Below are 15,474 nucleotides of genomic sequence, written 5' to 3' on the forward strand. Positions count from 1 at the left end.
CGGTGGTCACGCTATCGGCGGGCACCGACAGCTTCGTCCCGACACGGAGGCGGCCAGCCGTGTAGCGCGCGGTATCCCGGGTAGTCGCCGCCGTCAGCCCGACGAGCGGCGGGAGCCAACGTGGAGACGACGTACCCGGGGGTGGAGGAGCACGGCCTGATCGGTGACCTGCAGACCGCCGCGCTGATCAGCAAGGACGGCACGATCGACTGGTTCTGCGCGCCGCGCTTCGACTCGCCGAGCGTCTTCGCCGCCCTGCTGGACCGTCGAAAAGGTGGCCACTTCCAGCTCTCACCCGACGGCATCGAGTATTCGAGCAAACAGCTCTACCTACCCGGCACGCCGATCCTGATCACCCGTTTCCACAGCGCCGACGGGGTGGGGGAGCTGTTGGACTTCATGCCCGTCACGGGCGAGCAGGCCACCGACCGGCACCGGTTGATCCGGCTGATCCGGATGGTCCGGGGACACATGCCGTTCCGCTTCGACTGCCGGCCGCGGTTCAACTACGGGCGGGATCCGTACGAACTGGAGGTGTACCCGGAGGGCGACGTCTTCCGCAGCTCGACCCTCAGCCTCACCCTGGCCCCCTTCTCGGACGCGGATCGGCTCGTCGACAAGCGGACGATCCAGCGCGACACCGAGGGCGTCTGCTTTCGCAACGAGCTGCACGTCGGCGACATCGGCGGAGTCGTCCTGGAGACGGCCTGCCCCCACCCACCCCGGGCCCTCAGCACGCAGGAGGCGTGCGAACTGCTGGCCGAGACACGGGACCACTGGCGTCGGTGGGTGGGCCGTTCCTCCTACACCGGCCGCTGGCGGGAGATGGTCGACAGGTCGGCGATGACGCTCAAGCTCATGACGTACGCCCCGACGGGCGCCGTGGTCGCCGCCCCGACGGCGGGGTTGCCGGAGCAGATCGGTGGACCACGGAACTGGGACTACCGCTACACCTGGATCCGTGATGCCTCGTTCTCGGTCCACGCGCTGCTCAGCGTCGGTTTCACCGAGGAGGCCCAGAAGTATCTGACCTGGCTCGAAGCGCGCATCCGGGACGCCCGCGACGGCAACGTGCCTCTGCAGATCATGTACCGCATCGACGGCTCGCCGGACCTCCCCGAGGAGGTGCTGGGCCACCTGGAGGGATACCGCGGCTCGGCGCCGGTGCGGATCGGCAACGGCGCGGCGGGCCAGGTGCAGCTGGACATCTACGGCGAGGCGCTCAACTCGCTGCATCTCGCCGACCAGAGCGGGTTGATGACGTCGTACGACGGGTGGCGCAAGACGGCCGGCCTGATGGACTGGCTCTGCGACCACTGGGACCAGCCCGAGGACGGCATCTGGGAGACCCGCTCCGGGCGGCAGGACTTCACCTACGGGCGGATGATGTGCTGGCTCGCGTTCGACCGCGCGATCCGCATCGCGCACGCACGTGGGCGTCCCGCGAGCATCACCCGCTGGGCGGACGAACGCAACGCCGTCTACGAGCAGGTCATCGCTCGGGGATTCCATCCGGAACGACAGGCCTTCGTGCAGCACTACCGCACCGACATCACCGACGCCTCGCTGCTCGCGATGCCCGGGGTGGGCTTCATCGCGCCGAACGATCCGATGTGGCTGTCGACGTTGCGGGCGATAGACAACGAGCTGGTCTCGGACAGCCTCGTCTACCGCTACGACCCGAACGCCTCGCCCGACGGGCTCGCCGGCTCCGAGGGCACCTTCAGCATGTGCACCTTCTGGTACGTCCAGGCCCTCGCCCAGTCCGGCCGGCTCGACGACGCCCAGCTGACGTTCGAGAAGATGCTGACGTACAGCACGCCGCTGGGGCTCTACTCGGAGGAGATCGCGCCCACCGGTGAGCAGATCGGTAACTTCCCGCAGGCGTTCAGCCACCTCTCGCTGATCAGCACGGCCCACCACCTCAACGCCCTCCTCGACGGAAAGGGGTGACCGCGGGCGTACCCGTCAGAAGAGGGTCAGTGGTTCGACCGGTACCGGTTCGGGCAGTGCGTCGAGGCCGGGCACGCGGGCGCGTACCTCGTCGTGGAAGCGGCGGGCGAGCCGCGGCGCGTCGGCGTTGTCCGGCGTGTGGACGAACACGGTGGGGGAGCGACCCTCGCGCAGCCAGTCGGCGGTGACCTCGACCCAGCGCTGCCACCCCTGGACCGTCCGGGCGTTGTCGTCGCGGCCCAGGTAACGGACGATCGGGCGGTCGGTCAGCGCGACCGCCCGCAGCGGCATCCGTGGCTTCTTGGTCCAGGCGTCGCGTTCCGCGTCGCTGGTCGGCGGACTGGTGAAGAACGCGGTGGTGTCGAAGGGAATCCATTCGGCCGAGGCCGCGGTGAGGGTCTTCTCGAGCAGCCGGATCGCGTGCGGGTCGGTGAAGAACGCGGGATGGCGGACCTCCACGGCGTACCGGTGGGAACGCGGGAGCTGGCCGAGGAACCGATCGAGGGTGGGCACGTCGGCGGGCGAGAACGACCCCGGCAGTTGGATCCAGAGAGCGTGGGCGCGTGGGCCGAGGGGCTCGATCGCGTCCAGGAAGGCGCGCAGCGGGTCGCCGACGTCGGTGAGCCGGCGTTCGTGCGTGACGACCTTGGGAAGTTTGAGGACGAACCGAAAGCTGGGATCGGTCTGCGCCGCCCAGGACGCGACGGTGTCCCGGGCCGGTGTCGCGTAGAACGTCGTGTTGCCCTCGACGGCGTCGCACCAGCTCGCATAGTGCCGCAGGCGCTCCGCTGGCGGCAGCAGGCGACCAGGCCACGACCGGTGGGTCCACATCGCGCATCCCACGTGCAGCCGCATGACCGCCCCTCCTCTGGTGAAACCGCGCCCACCGTATACGCGCCCCGTGGCAGCTCGGGACACCCGTCTGTGCGGCGGCCGACCGCCGCCCCGCAGGGGTCGGCGTCGTTCACATTCGTCGTCAACTCAGGGTTGACGGGGAGAGGGCGTCAACCTATGGTTGACGCATGACCGAGCCTTTCCAGATAAACAACCACGTCAAGCTCGACGACCTGATCCAGGCGATCAAGAAGGCGCACACCGACGCGCTCGACCAGCTCACCGACGCGGTGATCGCCGCCGATCACCTCGGTGAGGTCGCCGACCACCTGATCGGGCACTTCGTCGATCAGGCCCGGCGCTCAGGCGCCTCCTGGACCGACATCGGCCGCAGCATGGGGGTCAGCAAGCAGGCCGCGCAGAAGCGCTTCGTCGCGAAGGGCTCCACCGAGGCGGCGGCGCTCGACCCCAACGCCGGCTTCGCCCGGTTCACCCCCCGGGCCCGCAACGTGGTGGTGGCCTCGCAGGAGGAGGCCCGTGCCAGCGGTAACGCCGAGATCGGCCCCGAGCACCTGGTGCTGGGCCTGCTGGCCGAGCCGGAGGGTCTTGCCGCCAGGGTGATGGCTGGTCGGGGCGCCACCCCCGAGGCGGTGCGGGAGGCGGTCGGTGCCGTCCTCCCATCGCGGGCGGAGCAGGTTCCGGAACTCATCCCGTACGACGCGCGCGGCAAGAAGGCGTTGGAGCTGACCTTCCGGGAGGCGCTGCGCCTCGGGCACAACTACATCGGCACCGAGCACATCCTGCTCGCCCTGCTGGAGCAGGAGGACGGCGCCGGCGTGCTCACCAACCTCGACCTGGACAAGGCGGCGGTCGAGGCCGACCTGTCCGCCGCCCTCGCCGCCGCCGTCGGTAAGAAGTGAGAACCCGGGGTCAGGACGCCTCGGGGAAGCCGTAACGCAGGGCGTGCTCCGGATCGGTCGGGTCGATCTGGCGTACGCCCGCGTCGGCGAGTCGCTTGTTGACCTCGTCGAGCTGCTCGCGGACCAGTCGGGCCTCCTCCTCGGTGACCCGGCCCCGGTGCGGCCTGCCGGCGTGCTCCAGCGTGCCGTAGTCGATCTTCTCGACGCTCTTGCGGGCCTTGGGCGGGCGGACCCGCTCGGCCGTCTTCAGCAACTGCGCCATCGGGACGTCGGTGGCCATCGCGTCGAACTCGCTGGCGGTGAGGACCACCCGTCGAGGCTCGCCGCCGCCGTGCCGGTCGTGGATCTCCACCACCGCCACGTCCAGCGCGGCGTCGTCGATGCTCTCCACCTCGCCCGGGGTGGCGTCGAGCTGCACGGGCCCGGCGACCAGGTCCGGGTGCTCCAGGACGACGACACGAACCACCTCGTCGTCCTGCTGCAGAACGGTGCCGGTGAAGTCGGAGACCTGGATCGTCTTCTTGCCCATGCGCGGAGCTTCTCCTGTCGTAGGCCGGGGTGCCGGACCTGGAAGAAATTACCCGACAGGTGTGCGAATACCGCCGCTGGTCCTCCTGCGGTGTGTCGTCCCCGACCACCGGCAGAGGCCGCCTTCGGCGCTGTCCGGGCCTGGCCGGCGCCTCAGCGGGTGTTGAGGCCGTGCCGGCTGGAGCTGCCGGCCGGCAGCTTGTTCAGTTTCGCCCAGGACAGGGCGCCCGTCGTGCGGGTCACCCGGTAGCGCGGTTGGGCCGGAAGGGCTCCGGCGGCCTCCGCTGCTTGCCAGAGTCGCGTGGGGTCCTGGTGGAAGCGGTCGTTCGGCTGAATCGGCATGACCATACCGTCCCAAAGAAAGGTGTCCATGTATGGAAATACCTATGACGGTCGATCTCGCTACCCGGTTCCCGCATCTCGGGCAGCACGGCGCCCGGCGCATTCGTGACCCCGGGCCATCCGGCCCCGACGGGAAGGCCCGCCCGGTCGGGCCGCTGCGCGTACGGTGATCCACGACGTGTCCGGTGACGGGAGGTACGCATGCTCAACCGGCTGCTGCAGCTGCACCTGGCCTCCTGGCTCGGCCAGTGGCCGGCCGGCCCGGGGCTGCACGTGGTCGCCTCGCATCGCCGACTCAGGCCGGCCTGGGACGGCCGGCTGCGTCCGGCCCTCGCCGTCGACACCGGTCGGAGCGCGGTGCTCTCCGTCGCGCCGGACCGGGTGGCGGCGATCCGGGCGTTGGTCAAGCGCGCTCCGGAGCGCATGCTCGCGGCGCTGCCGGAGGCCGTCGGACTGCCCACCTTCTGTGTGCACGACGGCCCGTTCCGCTGGAGTCTGGCTCCCGCGCCACTGCCCGACGTGGGGGAGTGGACCGAGTCGACCGCCCCTGGCCTGCCGGCCTGGCTGCGGCTGTTCGACCGGCCGGTGCTCGTGGTCCGCGACGTGGACGGCACCTACCTCGCCGGAGCCGGGATAAAACGCCACGACGCGTACGGGCACGAACTGGCCATCGGCACCGCGCCGGCCGCTCGGGGTCGGGGCCTCGCGCGTCGGCTGGTGGCGCAGGCGGCACGGCGGGTCCTGGACGAGGGCGCGGTGCCGACGTACCTGCACGAGAAGGACAACCACGCCTCGGCCCGGGTCGCGGAAGCGGCGGGCTTCCCGGACCGGGGCTGGCGGGCGTACGGGGTCTATCCGCGGTGAGACGGGGCAGCCGTCGGGTGCGGTCTCAGTGCGCGGACCGTGGATCCCGGGCCGGATCCACGGTCCGCAACCTGCCCCCAGGCCCCGGTTCTCGGGCGGTCGGCCGCGTCGCTGACGGGTCGATCCGATGTCGATCACGCTACGTATCGAATCTGCCCGGTGCAAGGTGCGAGCTGTTGGGTCGGAGTGTCGAATAGCGGACTTGACCTGCGGCGGAGCCGGGTCGCGGGTGTGAACCGGTCAGTGACGCAGCGTGCGGATGAGGTCGAGCACCTGTCGGGTCACCGGGCGGAGCACCCGCAGCCGCGACAACGCGACCAGCCGGTCGATCAGCGGCACCACGCCGTCGATCAACTGCCGGGTTTTGACCTGACCGGGTGATCGGTCGTGCACCCAGTAGAGGACGACGCCCATGTACGCCAGCCAGAGCAGCTCGGGCAGCTGCGGGCGCAACTCCGCGTCGACCTTGGCGGTCGAGCCGGTCAGCACCTCGGCGAACAGGTCGATCGCCGCCTGCCGGGGGCCGGACGACTCGGCGGAGAAGGGACTGAGCGGAGAGGTCGGCTCGGCCGCGGTCTTGAAGAAGGTCGCCGCGAACGCGTGTGACGGGGTCAGCACGTCGATCCCGGCATGCAGCACCCCGGCCAGCCGATCGGCGAACGCCTCCTTCCGGTCGAGCACCGGTTGGGCCTTCGCCCGGTGCTCGACCTGGGACTGGGCGTAGAACTCCTGGATCAGGTGGTCCTTCGAGCCGAAGTAGTAGTAGGCGTTGCCCACCGCGACGCCGGCTTCCTGCGCGATCGCCCGCATCGTGGTCTGGGCGTAGCCGCGCTCGCGGAACAGTCGCATCGCGGTGTCCCGGATCAGCTGCCGGGTCTGCTCGCCCCGGGCGGTCGCAGGTTCACCCGCAGTGGTCGTCGGCGCAGGTTGCTCGGTCATCGGGGTCACGGTATCCCGCCGGTTCGTCCATCGGCTCGGCCCACGGATCGCGAACCCGCTCCCGGATCGCGGAGGCGGTCGCCACCACCTGCCGGGCCAGCGGCAGCAGATGCGGCCGGGACAGCCGCTCGGCCGCCGACCGGTGGTCGGCCAACGCCCAGAGGCAGGCGAACCAGGCGCCGTCGCCCGCGTACACCTCGCCGGTGTCGGCCACGACGGTCAGGTCACGCAGCGTCGCGTCGTGGTCCAGGCCGGGGAAGCGCCGCCGGGCCTCGGTCGAGCCGGCCGGCACGAACTCCAGGGGTACGAGCTGGGCGCGGGACGCGAGCCACCGGCGGGCGGCCCGGCAGAGCGGGCAGTTCGCGTCGAACAGGACGGTGAACCCCCGGACCCCACCGCCGGAGAACGCGGTGGGATCCGGAGGCCCGGCGGGCCCGCCGACCGGTGCGGCGGTCATCGGGTCACGTGGTTGGTTCCCGGCCCGTCGGCGCCGGGCTGTGCCGCGCGGGGCTGTGCGGTGCCCGGCTGTGGTCCCACCGGCTGTGGTCCCACCGGCTGGGGTCCGGTCGGGTAGGGCCCGACCGGCTGCGCTCCGACCGGATAGGGCGCGGTCGGGTGTGCGCCGTGCGGTGCGGGCGGCATGGGGAGCCGGCCGATCGGTGCGATGGGCGGGTGCGTGGCGAGCTGGCGGAGTCGGTTGCGGCGGTAGCGGCCCAGCGCGAAGACGTTGAAGAAGTGCAGCGCGCCGAGCACCAGCAGCACCAGGCCGATCTTGAGGGACAGCTCCTCCATGGCCTCACTTGTGGTGAGCACCGGGTCGGGGTGCTTCATGGCCACCGTGACGTAGCCGAGGTTGAGCAGATAGAAGCCGACCACCAGGAGGCTGTTGACCGCTCGGGCGAGTCGTTCGTCGGCGAACACCTCCTCCAGGAAGACCTGCCCGTTGCGGGACAGCGCCCGCGCCACCCAGATGGTCAGGCCGACGCTGACCGCGAGGTAGATCACGTACATCCAGACCTTGATGTCCATGTGGACGCCTTCCTTGAACGTGTTCAACTACCGACGACGTCAGCCTAGAGCGGGTATTGAACATGTTCAAGAAGTGGCGATCAGTGACTGTGGACACTGTGGCGCGGCGCTGAGCGCGCCGTCCGGTCGAGCCCTGGAGCCCGACCGGACGGCGTCGAGGCTCAGTGAGCCAGGCCGAGGGCCTCGGCCGCCGCGCGGCCGTTGGCGTGGCTCGCGCCATAGGTGGTGACGAAGGCGCGTACGCCCACTGGGCGCCACTGGGCCGGCCAGCCCATCTCCACCACGGTCACCGGGTGCTGGGCCGCCAGGTCGGCGATCAGTTCCGGGCCGCCGGACAGCCGGTGCAGGTGCCGTCCGACCAGCACGATGGGACGATCCCCGGCCAACCCGCGCAGCGTGGCCGGGTCGGTCTCGCTGGCGATCACCCGGATCTCCCGCGTGCCGTCGAGGTGCGGGCCGAGGCCCCACGGCACCCGTCCCTCGGCGATGGTGGACTCGGTGTGCAACTGCACCACCAGCGGCTCATCCAGGCCGGTGAGCACCCCCTCCACCTGCACCGCCCGGCGTGCCACCGCGTACCCCAGATCGGAGTCCGCGGCGGTCGGTGACCCGCCGGCGGCCCGGGTCCAGGCGGCGAGCGCGGCGGCGCGGCCGGCCGCCTCCTCGACCCGGGCGATCGGCAGCCGACCGTCGGCGGTCGCCTCGACGATCTCGGCGGCCACCCGCTCGACCAGCGCGGCGTCGACCTTCGCGCCGATGCAGAGCAGGTCGGCGCCGGCCGACAGGGCCCGGACCGCGGCCGGCCCGACACCTCCGGCGGCCACCGCGGCCCCCTTCATCTCCAGCGCGTCGGTGATCACCGTGCCGGTAAAGCCGTACTCGGTACGCAGCAGGTCGACCAGGACGGCCCGGCTGAAGGTGGCCGGGTCGTCACCGGTCAGCGCCGGCACCCGGATGTGCGCGGTCATCACGGCACGTGCCCCGGCGGCGACGACCGCGGCGAACGGCGGCAGGTCCCGCTGGCGCAGCAACTCCAGCGGTACGTCCACAGTGGGGAGTTCGTGGTGGGAGTCGGTGCTGGTGGCGCCGTGGCCGGGGAAGTGCTTGGCGCAGGCCGCGACGCCGGCGGACTGCAGGCCGTTCACGGCGGCAGCCGAGTGGGCGGCCACCCGGACGGGGTCGGCGCCGAAGGAGCGGGTGCCGATCACCGGGTTGTCGTCGGCGGTGTTCACGTCGACGGTGGGGGCGAGGTTGACGGTGATGCCGAGCGCGGCCAGTTCGGCGCCGATCGACTGGTAGACCTGTCGGGTCAGCGCCACGTCGCCGACCGCGCCGAGTGCGGCGTTGCCGGGGTACGGGCTGCCGGTGGCATGTGCCAGCCGGGTCACGTCGCCACCCTCCTCGTCGATGGCGATCAGCACGTCCGCCCGGCCGGCGCGTAGCGCGGCGGTGCCCGCCGCCACCTGCGCGGGGTCGTGCACGTTCGTGCCGAACAGGGTGTGCCCGGCCAGCCCGTCGGCCACCAGGTCGACCGCCCAGTCCGGCGGGACCGGTCCCGGGTACGCGGCGAGCAGCGTGCCCAGCGCGAGCCGACGCAGTCCTGGATCGAGCCCCACGTGATCTCCCCCTTCGGTCCCCCGGGCACGAACGTCGTACCCGCGGTGGTCGTCGCCCTGCCGGGTCGGCCGAGCACTCTGCCTCGGGGTGGCCGTTACGCTACGGCTACCCGTTCGCAGGTCGGTTTACAGTTAGCAAAGTTTACTAAAACTAGAGGACGTGGCATGAGTGCGACCCGGCTGCCCGGCACCCCCCGCCTGTTGCGGGCGCTCAACGACCGCGCGGCGTTGGAACTGCTCCTGGAGCGTGGGCCGCTCACCCGGGCCCGGCTCGGCGAGCTGACCGGGCTGTCCAAGGTCACCGCCTCGCAACTCGTCGAGCGGCTGGAGGAGCGCGGCCTGGTCAGCCGGGTCGGCGAGCAGGCCGGCGGGCGAGGGCCGAACGCCCAGCTCTATGCGGTGCGTCCGAGCAGCGCCCACGTCGTCGGGGTGGACGTCGGGCCGGACCGCGTGGTGGCCGCCTGCGCCGACATCACCGGCGCCGTCATCGGCCGCGTGGAGCAGTCGACGCGGGACACCGACGACCCGGTGGGCGTGGTGCACAACGCCGTGGTGCAGGCCGCCAGCAGCGCTCAGGCGCAGCTCAGCAGCGTCCGCCGGATCGTGCTCGGCACGCCGGGCCTGGTCGATCCGCACACCGGCGACATCACCTTCGCCTTCAACCTGCCGCGCTGGCACAGCGGTCTGCTCGCCGCGCTGCGCGACGATTTGCACACGCCTGTGGTCTTCGAGAACGACGTCAACCTGGCCGCGGTGGCCGAGGCGCAGTCCGGCGCGGCACAGGGCGTGGCCGACTTCGTCCTCGTCTGGGTGGGCGCCGGCGTCGGCCTGGCGATCATGCTGGGTGGTCGCCTGCACCACGGCAGCAGCGGCGCGGCCGGCGAGATCGGCTACCTGCCGGTGCCCGGCGCGCCGATCCCGCGCGACGTCTCGCGGCGTGCCAAGCCGGCCTTCCAGCAGGTGATCGGCGGCGACTCGGTCCGCGCGGTGGCCCGCGAGCACGGCTACCCGGACACCGACGCCGCCGAGGCCGTCCGCGCGGCCGTCGCCGACGGCGCTGCGGGCGGCCCGATGCTCGACGAGCTGGCCCGTCGGCTCGCGCTCGGCGTGGCCAGCACCTGCGTGGTGCTCGACCCGCCGTTGGTCGTGCTGGCCGGGGAGGTTGGCCAGGCCGGCGGGGCGGCGCTCGCCGACCGGGTGCAGCGGGAGGTCGCGGCGATCACCCTGGTCCGGCCACGGGTGGTGCCCACCGGCCTCACCGAGGAGCCGATCCTGCGCGGCGCGCTGCGCACCGCCTTGGACGCCGTTCGCGACGAGGTGTTCGGCTCCACCGTCGGCTGAGCCCGCTGGGGCGGTCATGTGAAGGAATATTTCACCGCAGCCCGTCGAGCTACAAGCTCTTGCCGGGCGTCGCGCGGTGAACGACCGGGCCGCCCCCTTCGCGCGGGCGGCCCGGAGCGTCCGTCAGATCAGGTCGCGGCGACGGAACACGGCGAACGCCGCCATGGTCAACCCGCCGGTGATCACGAGCAGCACCACCAGCGCGGGCCCCCAGGTCAGGCTGTAGAAGCCCTCGCAGTAGCCGTTCCCGCTGTCGCCCCGACAGCGCTGCGCGTCCCAGAAACGGACCTCGCCGGTGAGCCACGCCCCGATGTGGCTGGAGAGCATCAGCTGGTCCGGCCGTCGGGCATCGACGATCTCCAGCACCAGCCGGGCGCCCAGCTCCCAGACCACCGCGTACGCGGCCGCCGCGCCGAGCGCCGCCGAGGTGTGCCGGCCCAGCGTCGCGATGGCGAAGCCCACTGCGGTGGCCAACAGCACCAGCACCAGGCCGCGGCCGTGGACGGCGCCCAGCGAGCGCCAGAAGTCACCGCTGAGCTGGCCGGCCAGCCCGGCGGTCTGCCCGATCACCCAGAAGGTGGCCAGGTAGGCCAGGGAGGCCGCCACGGCCAGCGCCAACACCGTGCCGAGCAGGGTGCCCAGCTTCGCGCCGAGCACCGTCAGCCGGCGCGGTCGCCACAGCAGCAGGTTCACCACCCCACCGGAGTTCAGGTCCGCCCCGATGTACGAGGCGCCCACCAGAAACCCGAACAGCACCAGGAACGCGATGAGGAAGTACAGCAGCGGGCGGGCCTGCTGAGCGAAGCTGAACACCCCGGGCAGGTAGTCGGCGGCGATCGGCAACCGGTCCTGCCGGATGGGGTCCAGCTCCGAGCAGTCGTCCGGGAAGTAGTCGCCCGTGTCGTCGGGCGAGATCCCGGCGTCCTGCCGGGCCAGGCACTGCTGGTGGGCGGCCTCCATGTTCTGCCGCGCCGCGATGGCCTGCGCACGCGCCGAGCTGAGCTCGTCGGCGGTCGGCCGGTGCGAGCCGGCCAGGGTGGTCGCCGCGGTGACGGCGAACGCCAGCGCCAGCAGAACGACCATGAGCTGCACGAAGCGGCGCGCGGACAGCCGCTCCAACTCGGCCCGGACCAGGTTCACGCGTCCACTCCCCGTACGTCGAGATCGATCACGGCGCCGTCGGCGCCGGACGGCGGCGCCCAGTCGTCGACCTGGCGGGGCACCGACGGATGCTCGCCGGCGCCGGTCAGCTCCAGGAAGACGCTCTCCAGATCGGGCCGGAGCGGCGTCAGCTCGCTCACCCACAGCCCCTGCTCGCCCAGCACCCGGCTGATGACCGTCGGATCGGTCGCCCCGCTCACCACCAGCGCGTCACCCTCGACGGCAGCCGTCAGCTCCGCCGCGTGCAGCAGCTCGGCGGCGCGGACCGGCTCGGCCACCCGGACCAGGAACTCGTGCCGGTCGTGACCCGCCAGCACCTCGTCCACCCGGCCGGCCGCCACCCGCCGCCCGCGCGAGATGATCGTGACGTGGTCGCAGATCAGTTGGATCTCGCCCAGGATGTGGCTGGACACCAGCACGGTCACCCCGGCCGCCGCGAGCGACCGCATCAGGTCGCGCATCTCGCGGATGCCCGCCGGGTCGAGGCCGTTCGCCGGCTCGTCCAGGATGAGCAGCTGCGGATCCTTCAGCAGCGCGGAGGCCACCGCGAGGCGCTGCTTCATGCCCAGCGAGTAACCCTTCACCCGCTCGTCGCCGCGGTCGCGCAGGCCCACCAGCTCCAGCGCCTCGTCCACCCGGGAGATCGACACCCCACCGGCGCGTGCCAGCAGCCGCAGCGTGCGGCGCCCGGTGAAGTTGCCGAAGAACTGCGGGCTCTCCACGATCGCGCCGACCCGACCGGCCACCCGGGGCAGCTGCTCCGGCGCCGGCTCGCCGAACACCGTCATCCGTCCGCCGTCGGCGCGTACCAGCCCGAGCAGGGCGCGCAGCGTGGTCGTCTTGCCGGAGCCGTTGGGCCCCAGGAAGCCGTGGATCTGCCCGGCCTCGACCAGCAGGTCGAACCCGTCGACCGCCACCCTCTTGCCGTGGCGCACGCTGTGGAAGGTCTTGCGCAGACCCTCGATCTCGATGACCGCGCTCATCCGCGCGGCTCCGTACGTCGATCGGGCATGGGTCGTCCTCCGGTTGTGGTGATCAACGACACGGTGCCTCACCCTATGGCCGGGGCGCCGCCCATGGGGGGCGCCCCGGCGCTGCGTGGTTGGATGGTCGGGTGACTGGTGACCTGATCCCCGGCGCTGCCGGCGCCGCGCCTGCCGCCGCACCCGTGGACCCGGATCTGGTGGTCAGCCTCGACAGCGTCGGCGTACGCCGCTCCGGCACCGCCCTGCTGCAGGACCTGACCTGGCGGGTCGAGCTGGACGAGCGCTGGGTGGTGCTCGGCCCCAACGGCGCGGGCAAGACCACCCTGCTCAACCTGGCCGCCGGCCGGCTGCACCCCACCACCGGCGTCGCGCACGTGCTCGGTGAGCGGATCGGCCGCACCGACGTCAACGAGCTGCGTACCCGCATCGGGCTCTCCACCGCCGCGCTCGCCGAGCGGGTGCCCGCCGACGAACAGGTCAGCGACGTGGTGGTGACCGCCGCCTGGTCGGTGGTCGGGCGCTGGCGGGAGAGCTACGACCGCGGCGACGAGGCGCGTGCCCGGGCGTTGCTCAGCCAGCTCGGCGTCGGCAACCTCGCCGAGCGCCGCTACGGCACCCTCTCCGAGGGCGAACGCAAGCGCGTCCAGATCGCCCGGGCACTCATGACCGATCCGGAGCTGCTGCTGCTCGACGAGCCCACCGCCGGGCTCGACCTGGGTGGCCGCGAGGACCTGGTCACCCGGCTGGCCGAGCTGGCGTACGACCCGGACGCCCCCGCCATGGTGCTCGTCACCCACCACGTTGAGGAGATCCCGCCCGGGTTCACCCACGCGCTGCTGCTGCGCGAGGGCGCCGTCGTCGCCCAGGGTCTGCTCGCCGAGACGGTGACCGGCGACAACCTCTCCAAGACCTTCGGTCTGCCGCTGGTGGTCGAGCGGTCCGGCGACCGCTACACCGCGCGCGCCGCCTGAGCGGGTGACCGTGTCGCAGACCCGGGTGGTGGTGGTCGGCAGCGCCAACATGGACCTGGTCGCGATGGCGCCGTCGCTGCCCCGACCGGGCGAGACCATGCTCGGCACCGAATTCGTGATGGTGCCCGGTGGCAAGGGCGCCAACCAGGCCATCGCCGCGGTCCGGGCCGGCGCCTCCTGCGCCTTCCTGGGCGCGATCGGCTCCGACGCGTTCGGCGTGACGCTGCGGGCCCGGATCACGGCGGCCGGCGTGGACACCGGCCACCTGCGGGTGGTCTACGGCACCTCCGGTGTGGCGCTCGTGATGGTCAACGCGCAGGGGGAGAACGCCATCCTGGTCACCCCCGGCGCGAACGACGCGCTGGTCGGCCTCACCGACGAGGAACTGGCGACGGTACGCGGGGCGGACGTCCTGGTCGCCCAGCTGGAGATCCCGGTGCAGACGGTGACCGCCGCCGCGCTGGCCGCCCAGGCCGCCGGCACCCGGGTCATCCTCAACGCCGCACCGGCCCGGGACCTCCCACCGGAGCTGCTCGGGGCGGTGGACCTGCTGGTCGTCAACGAGGGCGAGGCGCAGGCGTTCACCGGTCGGGGCCGCGAGGAGCCTCGCGCGCTGCTCGACCTGGTGCCCCGCGCCGTTCTCACCCTCGGTGACGCGGGCGCCTGGTACGTCGACCGCGACGGCGCCGAGGTGCACGTGCCCGCGGTCCGGGTCGACGTGGTCGACTCCACAGCGGCCGGCGACGCGTTCACGGCCGCGCTGGCGGTCGGCTGGGGCGAGGGGCGGGACGTCGTCGACGCGGTGCGCTGGGCGGCGGCGGCCGGCGCGGCCTGCGTACGCAAGCTCGGCGCCTCGGTGGCACTGCCGCAACGCGCCGAGATCGACGCGCTGTACGCGCCGGGCTGACCCGTCGGCGAGCGCCGCGACGTCGACGCGCCCGGCCACGTCACGCCGGCCGGCCGTCTCCCGTCCGGAAGGCCCGCCGGTACGCCGACGGTGACGTCAGCATGATCCGCCCGAAGTGGTGGCGGTAGGTGACCGGGGTGTCGAAGCCCACCGCGCCGGCGATCTGCTCGATCGGGGCTTCGGTCTCCTCCAGCAGCGCCAGACTGGCCCGGACCCGCTGGTCGATGAGCCACCGGATCGGGCTGGTCCCGGTGGCTCGGGTGAAGTGCCGCAGATAGGTGCGCGGTGACATGTGTGCCCGCCCGGCGAGCCGGGCGATGCTCAGCGGCTCGGCGAGGTGCGCGAGCGCCCACGCGATGCTGGCGGCGATCCGGTCGTCGCCCGGGTCGGCGGTCACCGGCGCCTCGACGAACTGGGCCTGTCCGCCGTCGCGGTGCGGAGGGATCACCAACCGGCGGGCGACCGCGTTGGCGATGGCCGCGCCATGGTCACGCCGCACCACATGCACGCTGAGATCGAGTCCGGCGGCACTGCCGGCGCTGGTGAGCAGGTCGCCGTCATCGAGGTAGAGCACGTCCGGGTCCACTTCGACGCGCGGGTACCGCCGTGCCAGCAGCTCCGCGTACCGCCAGTGGGTGGTGGCCCGCCGCCCGTCCAGCAGCCCGGCACCGGCCAGCGCGAACGCGCCCGAGCAGATCGACATGATCCGGGCACCGCGCGTGTGCGCCCTGCGCAGCGCGGCCACCAGCGCGGGCGACGGGTCGGCGGTCACGTCCGGCACGCCGGGCACGATCACCGTCCGCGCCGCCGCCAGCTCCGCCAGGCCGTACGGGGTGTGCAGGCTGACTCCGCCGACCACCGGGACCGGCCCCGGCTTCTCGGCGCAGATCACCAGGTCGTACCAGTCGACGTCGAACTCGGGGCGGGGCAGCCCGAACACCTCGGTGACGATGCCGGTCTCGAACACCGACATTCCCGGGTACGCGAGCACGGCGACGCGGTGACCGGCGGCCGGCTGTCGCGGCGTCGGCAGCCGGCGCGCACTGTTCGGCATGGCGGGATGTTAGCGCAGGACGTCGTTCC

The 15,474-nt window shown here is 72.4% G+C and carries 16 protein-coding genes; 6 read left to right on the forward strand and 10 right to left on the reverse strand.

Annotation, left to right across the window (positions count from 1 at the left end):
• Positions 1–120: 120 nt before the first annotated feature.
• Positions 121–1,953: a glycoside hydrolase family 15 protein gene (locus ACFYPR_RS08740; RefSeq protein ID WP_354855187.1), complete on the forward strand. Its 1,833-nt coding sequence runs from the start codon at positions 121–123 to the stop codon at positions 1,951–1,953.
• Positions 1,954–1,968: 15 nt separating this feature from the next.
• Here the strand turns inward: ACFYPR_RS08740 and ACFYPR_RS08745 are convergent, their stop codons facing one another.
• Positions 1,969–2,784, reverse strand: coding sequence for a DUF72 domain-containing protein (locus ACFYPR_RS08745; protein WP_387259377.1), 816 nt, complete (start codon positions 2,782–2,784; stop codon positions 1,969–1,971).
• Positions 2,785–2,975: 191 nt separating this feature from the next.
• Here ACFYPR_RS08745 and ACFYPR_RS08750 point away from each other — a divergent pair, with 191 nt between their 5' ends.
• On the forward strand, positions 2,976–3,707 hold the full coding sequence (locus ACFYPR_RS08750; RefSeq protein WP_387259191.1) for a Clp protease N-terminal domain-containing protein: 732 nt from the start codon (positions 2,976–2,978) through the stop codon (positions 3,705–3,707).
• Positions 3,708–3,717: 10 nt separating this feature from the next.
• Here ACFYPR_RS08750 and ACFYPR_RS08755 read toward each other — a convergent pair whose 3' ends face one another.
• Together ACFYPR_RS08755 and ACFYPR_RS08760 are read right to left on the reverse strand one after the other, a co-directional pair.
• Positions 3,718–4,236: a hypothetical protein gene (locus ACFYPR_RS08755; protein ID WP_354855189.1), complete on the reverse strand. Its 519-nt coding sequence runs from the start codon at positions 4,234–4,236 to the stop codon at positions 3,718–3,720.
• Between the two features lie 152 nt (positions 4,237–4,388).
• Complete coding sequence (locus ACFYPR_RS08760; protein ID WP_387179008.1) at positions 4,389–4,577, reverse strand: DNA repair protein; 189 nt, start codon at positions 4,575–4,577, stop codon at positions 4,389–4,391.
• Positions 4,578–4,778: 201 nt separating this feature from the next.
• On the opposite strand from ACFYPR_RS08760, the gene ACFYPR_RS08765 reads away from it, so the two are divergent.
• Positions 4,779–5,441, forward strand: a complete 663-nt coding sequence (locus ACFYPR_RS08765) for a GNAT family N-acetyltransferase (protein WP_387259194.1) — start codon at positions 4,779–4,781, stop codon at positions 5,439–5,441.
• Between the two features lie 240 nt (positions 5,442–5,681).
• Here the strand turns inward: ACFYPR_RS08765 and ACFYPR_RS08770 are convergent, their stop codons facing one another.
• From ACFYPR_RS08770 to ACFYPR_RS08785, 4 genes are all read right to left on the reverse strand, one after another.
• Positions 5,682–6,380: a TetR family transcriptional regulator gene (locus ACFYPR_RS08770; protein WP_354855192.1), complete on the reverse strand. Its 699-nt coding sequence runs from the start codon at positions 6,378–6,380 to the stop codon at positions 5,682–5,684.
• Complete coding sequence (locus ACFYPR_RS08775) at positions 6,343–6,837, reverse strand: DCC1-like thiol-disulfide oxidoreductase family protein (RefSeq protein WP_355066956.1); 495 nt, start codon at positions 6,835–6,837, stop codon at positions 6,343–6,345. The genes ACFYPR_RS08770 and ACFYPR_RS08775 overlap by 38 nt, the downstream gene beginning before the upstream one ends.
• Complete coding sequence (locus ACFYPR_RS08780; protein ID WP_387259197.1) at positions 6,834–7,409, reverse strand: hypothetical protein; 576 nt, start codon at positions 7,407–7,409, stop codon at positions 6,834–6,836. The genes ACFYPR_RS08775 and ACFYPR_RS08780 overlap by 4 nt, the downstream gene beginning before the upstream one ends.
• Before the next feature lie 161 nt (positions 7,410–7,570).
• The gene (locus tag ACFYPR_RS08785; protein WP_355133227.1) at positions 7,571–9,025 is read right to left on the reverse strand and encodes a glycoside hydrolase family 3 N-terminal domain-containing protein; all 1,455 of its coding nucleotides are present in this window, start codon (positions 9,023–9,025) and stop codon (positions 7,571–7,573) included.
• A gap of 165 nt (positions 9,026–9,190) precedes the next feature.
• Between ACFYPR_RS08785 and ACFYPR_RS08790 the strand changes: the two genes are divergently transcribed.
• Positions 9,191–10,366 carry an ROK family transcriptional regulator gene (locus ACFYPR_RS08790; protein ID WP_354855196.1) on the forward strand — a complete coding sequence of 392 codons (1,176 nt, stop codon included), beginning with the start codon at positions 9,191–9,193 and terminating at the stop codon, positions 10,364–10,366.
• Between the two features lie 123 nt (positions 10,367–10,489).
• Here ACFYPR_RS08790 and ACFYPR_RS08795 read toward each other — a convergent pair whose 3' ends face one another.
• Positions 10,490–11,506: an ABC transporter permease subunit gene (locus tag ACFYPR_RS08795; protein ID WP_387259199.1), complete on the reverse strand. Its 1,017-nt coding sequence runs from the start codon at positions 11,504–11,506 to the stop codon at positions 10,490–10,492.
• Positions 11,503–12,510 carry an ABC transporter ATP-binding protein gene (locus ACFYPR_RS08800; RefSeq protein WP_387259202.1) on the reverse strand — a complete coding sequence of 336 codons (1,008 nt, stop codon included), beginning with the start codon at positions 12,508–12,510 and terminating at the stop codon, positions 11,503–11,505. The genes ACFYPR_RS08795 and ACFYPR_RS08800 overlap by 4 nt, the downstream gene beginning before the upstream one ends.
• A gap of 131 nt (positions 12,511–12,641) precedes the next feature.
• On the opposite strand from ACFYPR_RS08800, the gene ACFYPR_RS08805 reads away from it, so the two are divergent.
• Both ACFYPR_RS08805 and ACFYPR_RS08810 read left to right on the forward strand, forming a co-directional pair.
• Positions 12,642–13,484: an ABC transporter ATP-binding protein gene (locus ACFYPR_RS08805; protein ID WP_234581363.1), complete on the forward strand. Its 843-nt coding sequence runs from the start codon at positions 12,642–12,644 to the stop codon at positions 13,482–13,484.
• A 10-nt stretch (positions 13,485–13,494) separates the two neighbouring features.
• Positions 13,495–14,391 carry a ribokinase gene (locus ACFYPR_RS08810; protein WP_355066961.1) on the forward strand — a complete coding sequence of 299 codons (897 nt, stop codon included), beginning with the start codon at positions 13,495–13,497 and terminating at the stop codon, positions 14,389–14,391.
• Positions 14,392–14,431: 40 nt separating this feature from the next.
• On the opposite strand, the gene ftrA is transcribed toward ACFYPR_RS08810, so the two are convergent.
• Positions 14,432–15,445 (reverse strand): transcriptional regulator FtrA, encoded by a 1,014-nt coding sequence (gene ftrA, locus ACFYPR_RS08815; protein ID WP_387259204.1) that lies wholly within the window; start codon positions 15,443–15,445, stop codon positions 14,432–14,434.
• Positions 15,446–15,474 lie beyond the last annotated feature (29 nt).

This window comes from Micromonospora sp. NPDC005254 (genome assembly GCF_042872525.1).
GTDB lineage: Bacteria > Actinomycetota > Actinomycetes > Mycobacteriales > Micromonosporaceae > Micromonospora.

Bases quoted from the DNA above. Each gene is read 5' to 3' on its own strand.
- ACFYPR_RS08745 (WP_387259377.1), bottom strand. From the start codon at position 2,784: ATGTGGACCCACCGGTCGTGGCCTGGTCGCCTGCTGCCGCCAGCGGAG.
- ACFYPR_RS08750 (WP_387259191.1), top strand. From the start codon at position 2,976: ATGACCGAGCCTTTCCAGATAAACAACCACGTCAAGCTCGACGACCTG.
- ACFYPR_RS08755 (WP_354855189.1), bottom strand. From the start codon at position 4,236: ATGGGCAAGAAGACGATCCAGGTCTCCGACTTCACCGGCACCGTTCTG.
- ACFYPR_RS08760 (WP_387179008.1), bottom strand. From the start codon at position 4,577: ATGCCGATTCAGCCGAACGACCGCTTCCACCAGGACCCCACGCGACTC.
- ACFYPR_RS08765 (WP_387259194.1), top strand. From the start codon at position 4,779: ATGCTCAACCGGCTGCTGCAGCTGCACCTGGCCTCCTGGCTCGGCCAG.
- ACFYPR_RS08770 (WP_354855192.1), bottom strand. From the start codon at position 6,380: ATGACCGAGCAACCTGCGCCGACGACCACTGCGGGTGAACCTGCGACC.
- ACFYPR_RS08775 (WP_355066956.1), bottom strand. From the start codon at position 6,837: ATGACCGCCGCACCGGTCGGCGGGCCCGCCGGGCCTCCGGATCCCACC.
- ACFYPR_RS08780 (WP_387259197.1), bottom strand. From the start codon at position 7,409: ATGGACATCAAGGTCTGGATGTACGTGATCTACCTCGCGGTCAGCGTC.
- ACFYPR_RS08790 (WP_354855196.1), top strand. From the start codon at position 9,191: ATGAGTGCGACCCGGCTGCCCGGCACCCCCCGCCTGTTGCGGGCGCTC.
- ACFYPR_RS08800 (WP_387259202.1), bottom strand. From the start codon at position 12,510: ATGAGCGCGGTCATCGAGATCGAGGGTCTGCGCAAGACCTTCCACAGC.
- ftrA (WP_387259204.1), bottom strand. From the start codon at position 15,445: ATGCCGAACAGTGCGCGCCGGCTGCCGACGCCGCGACAGCCGGCCGCC.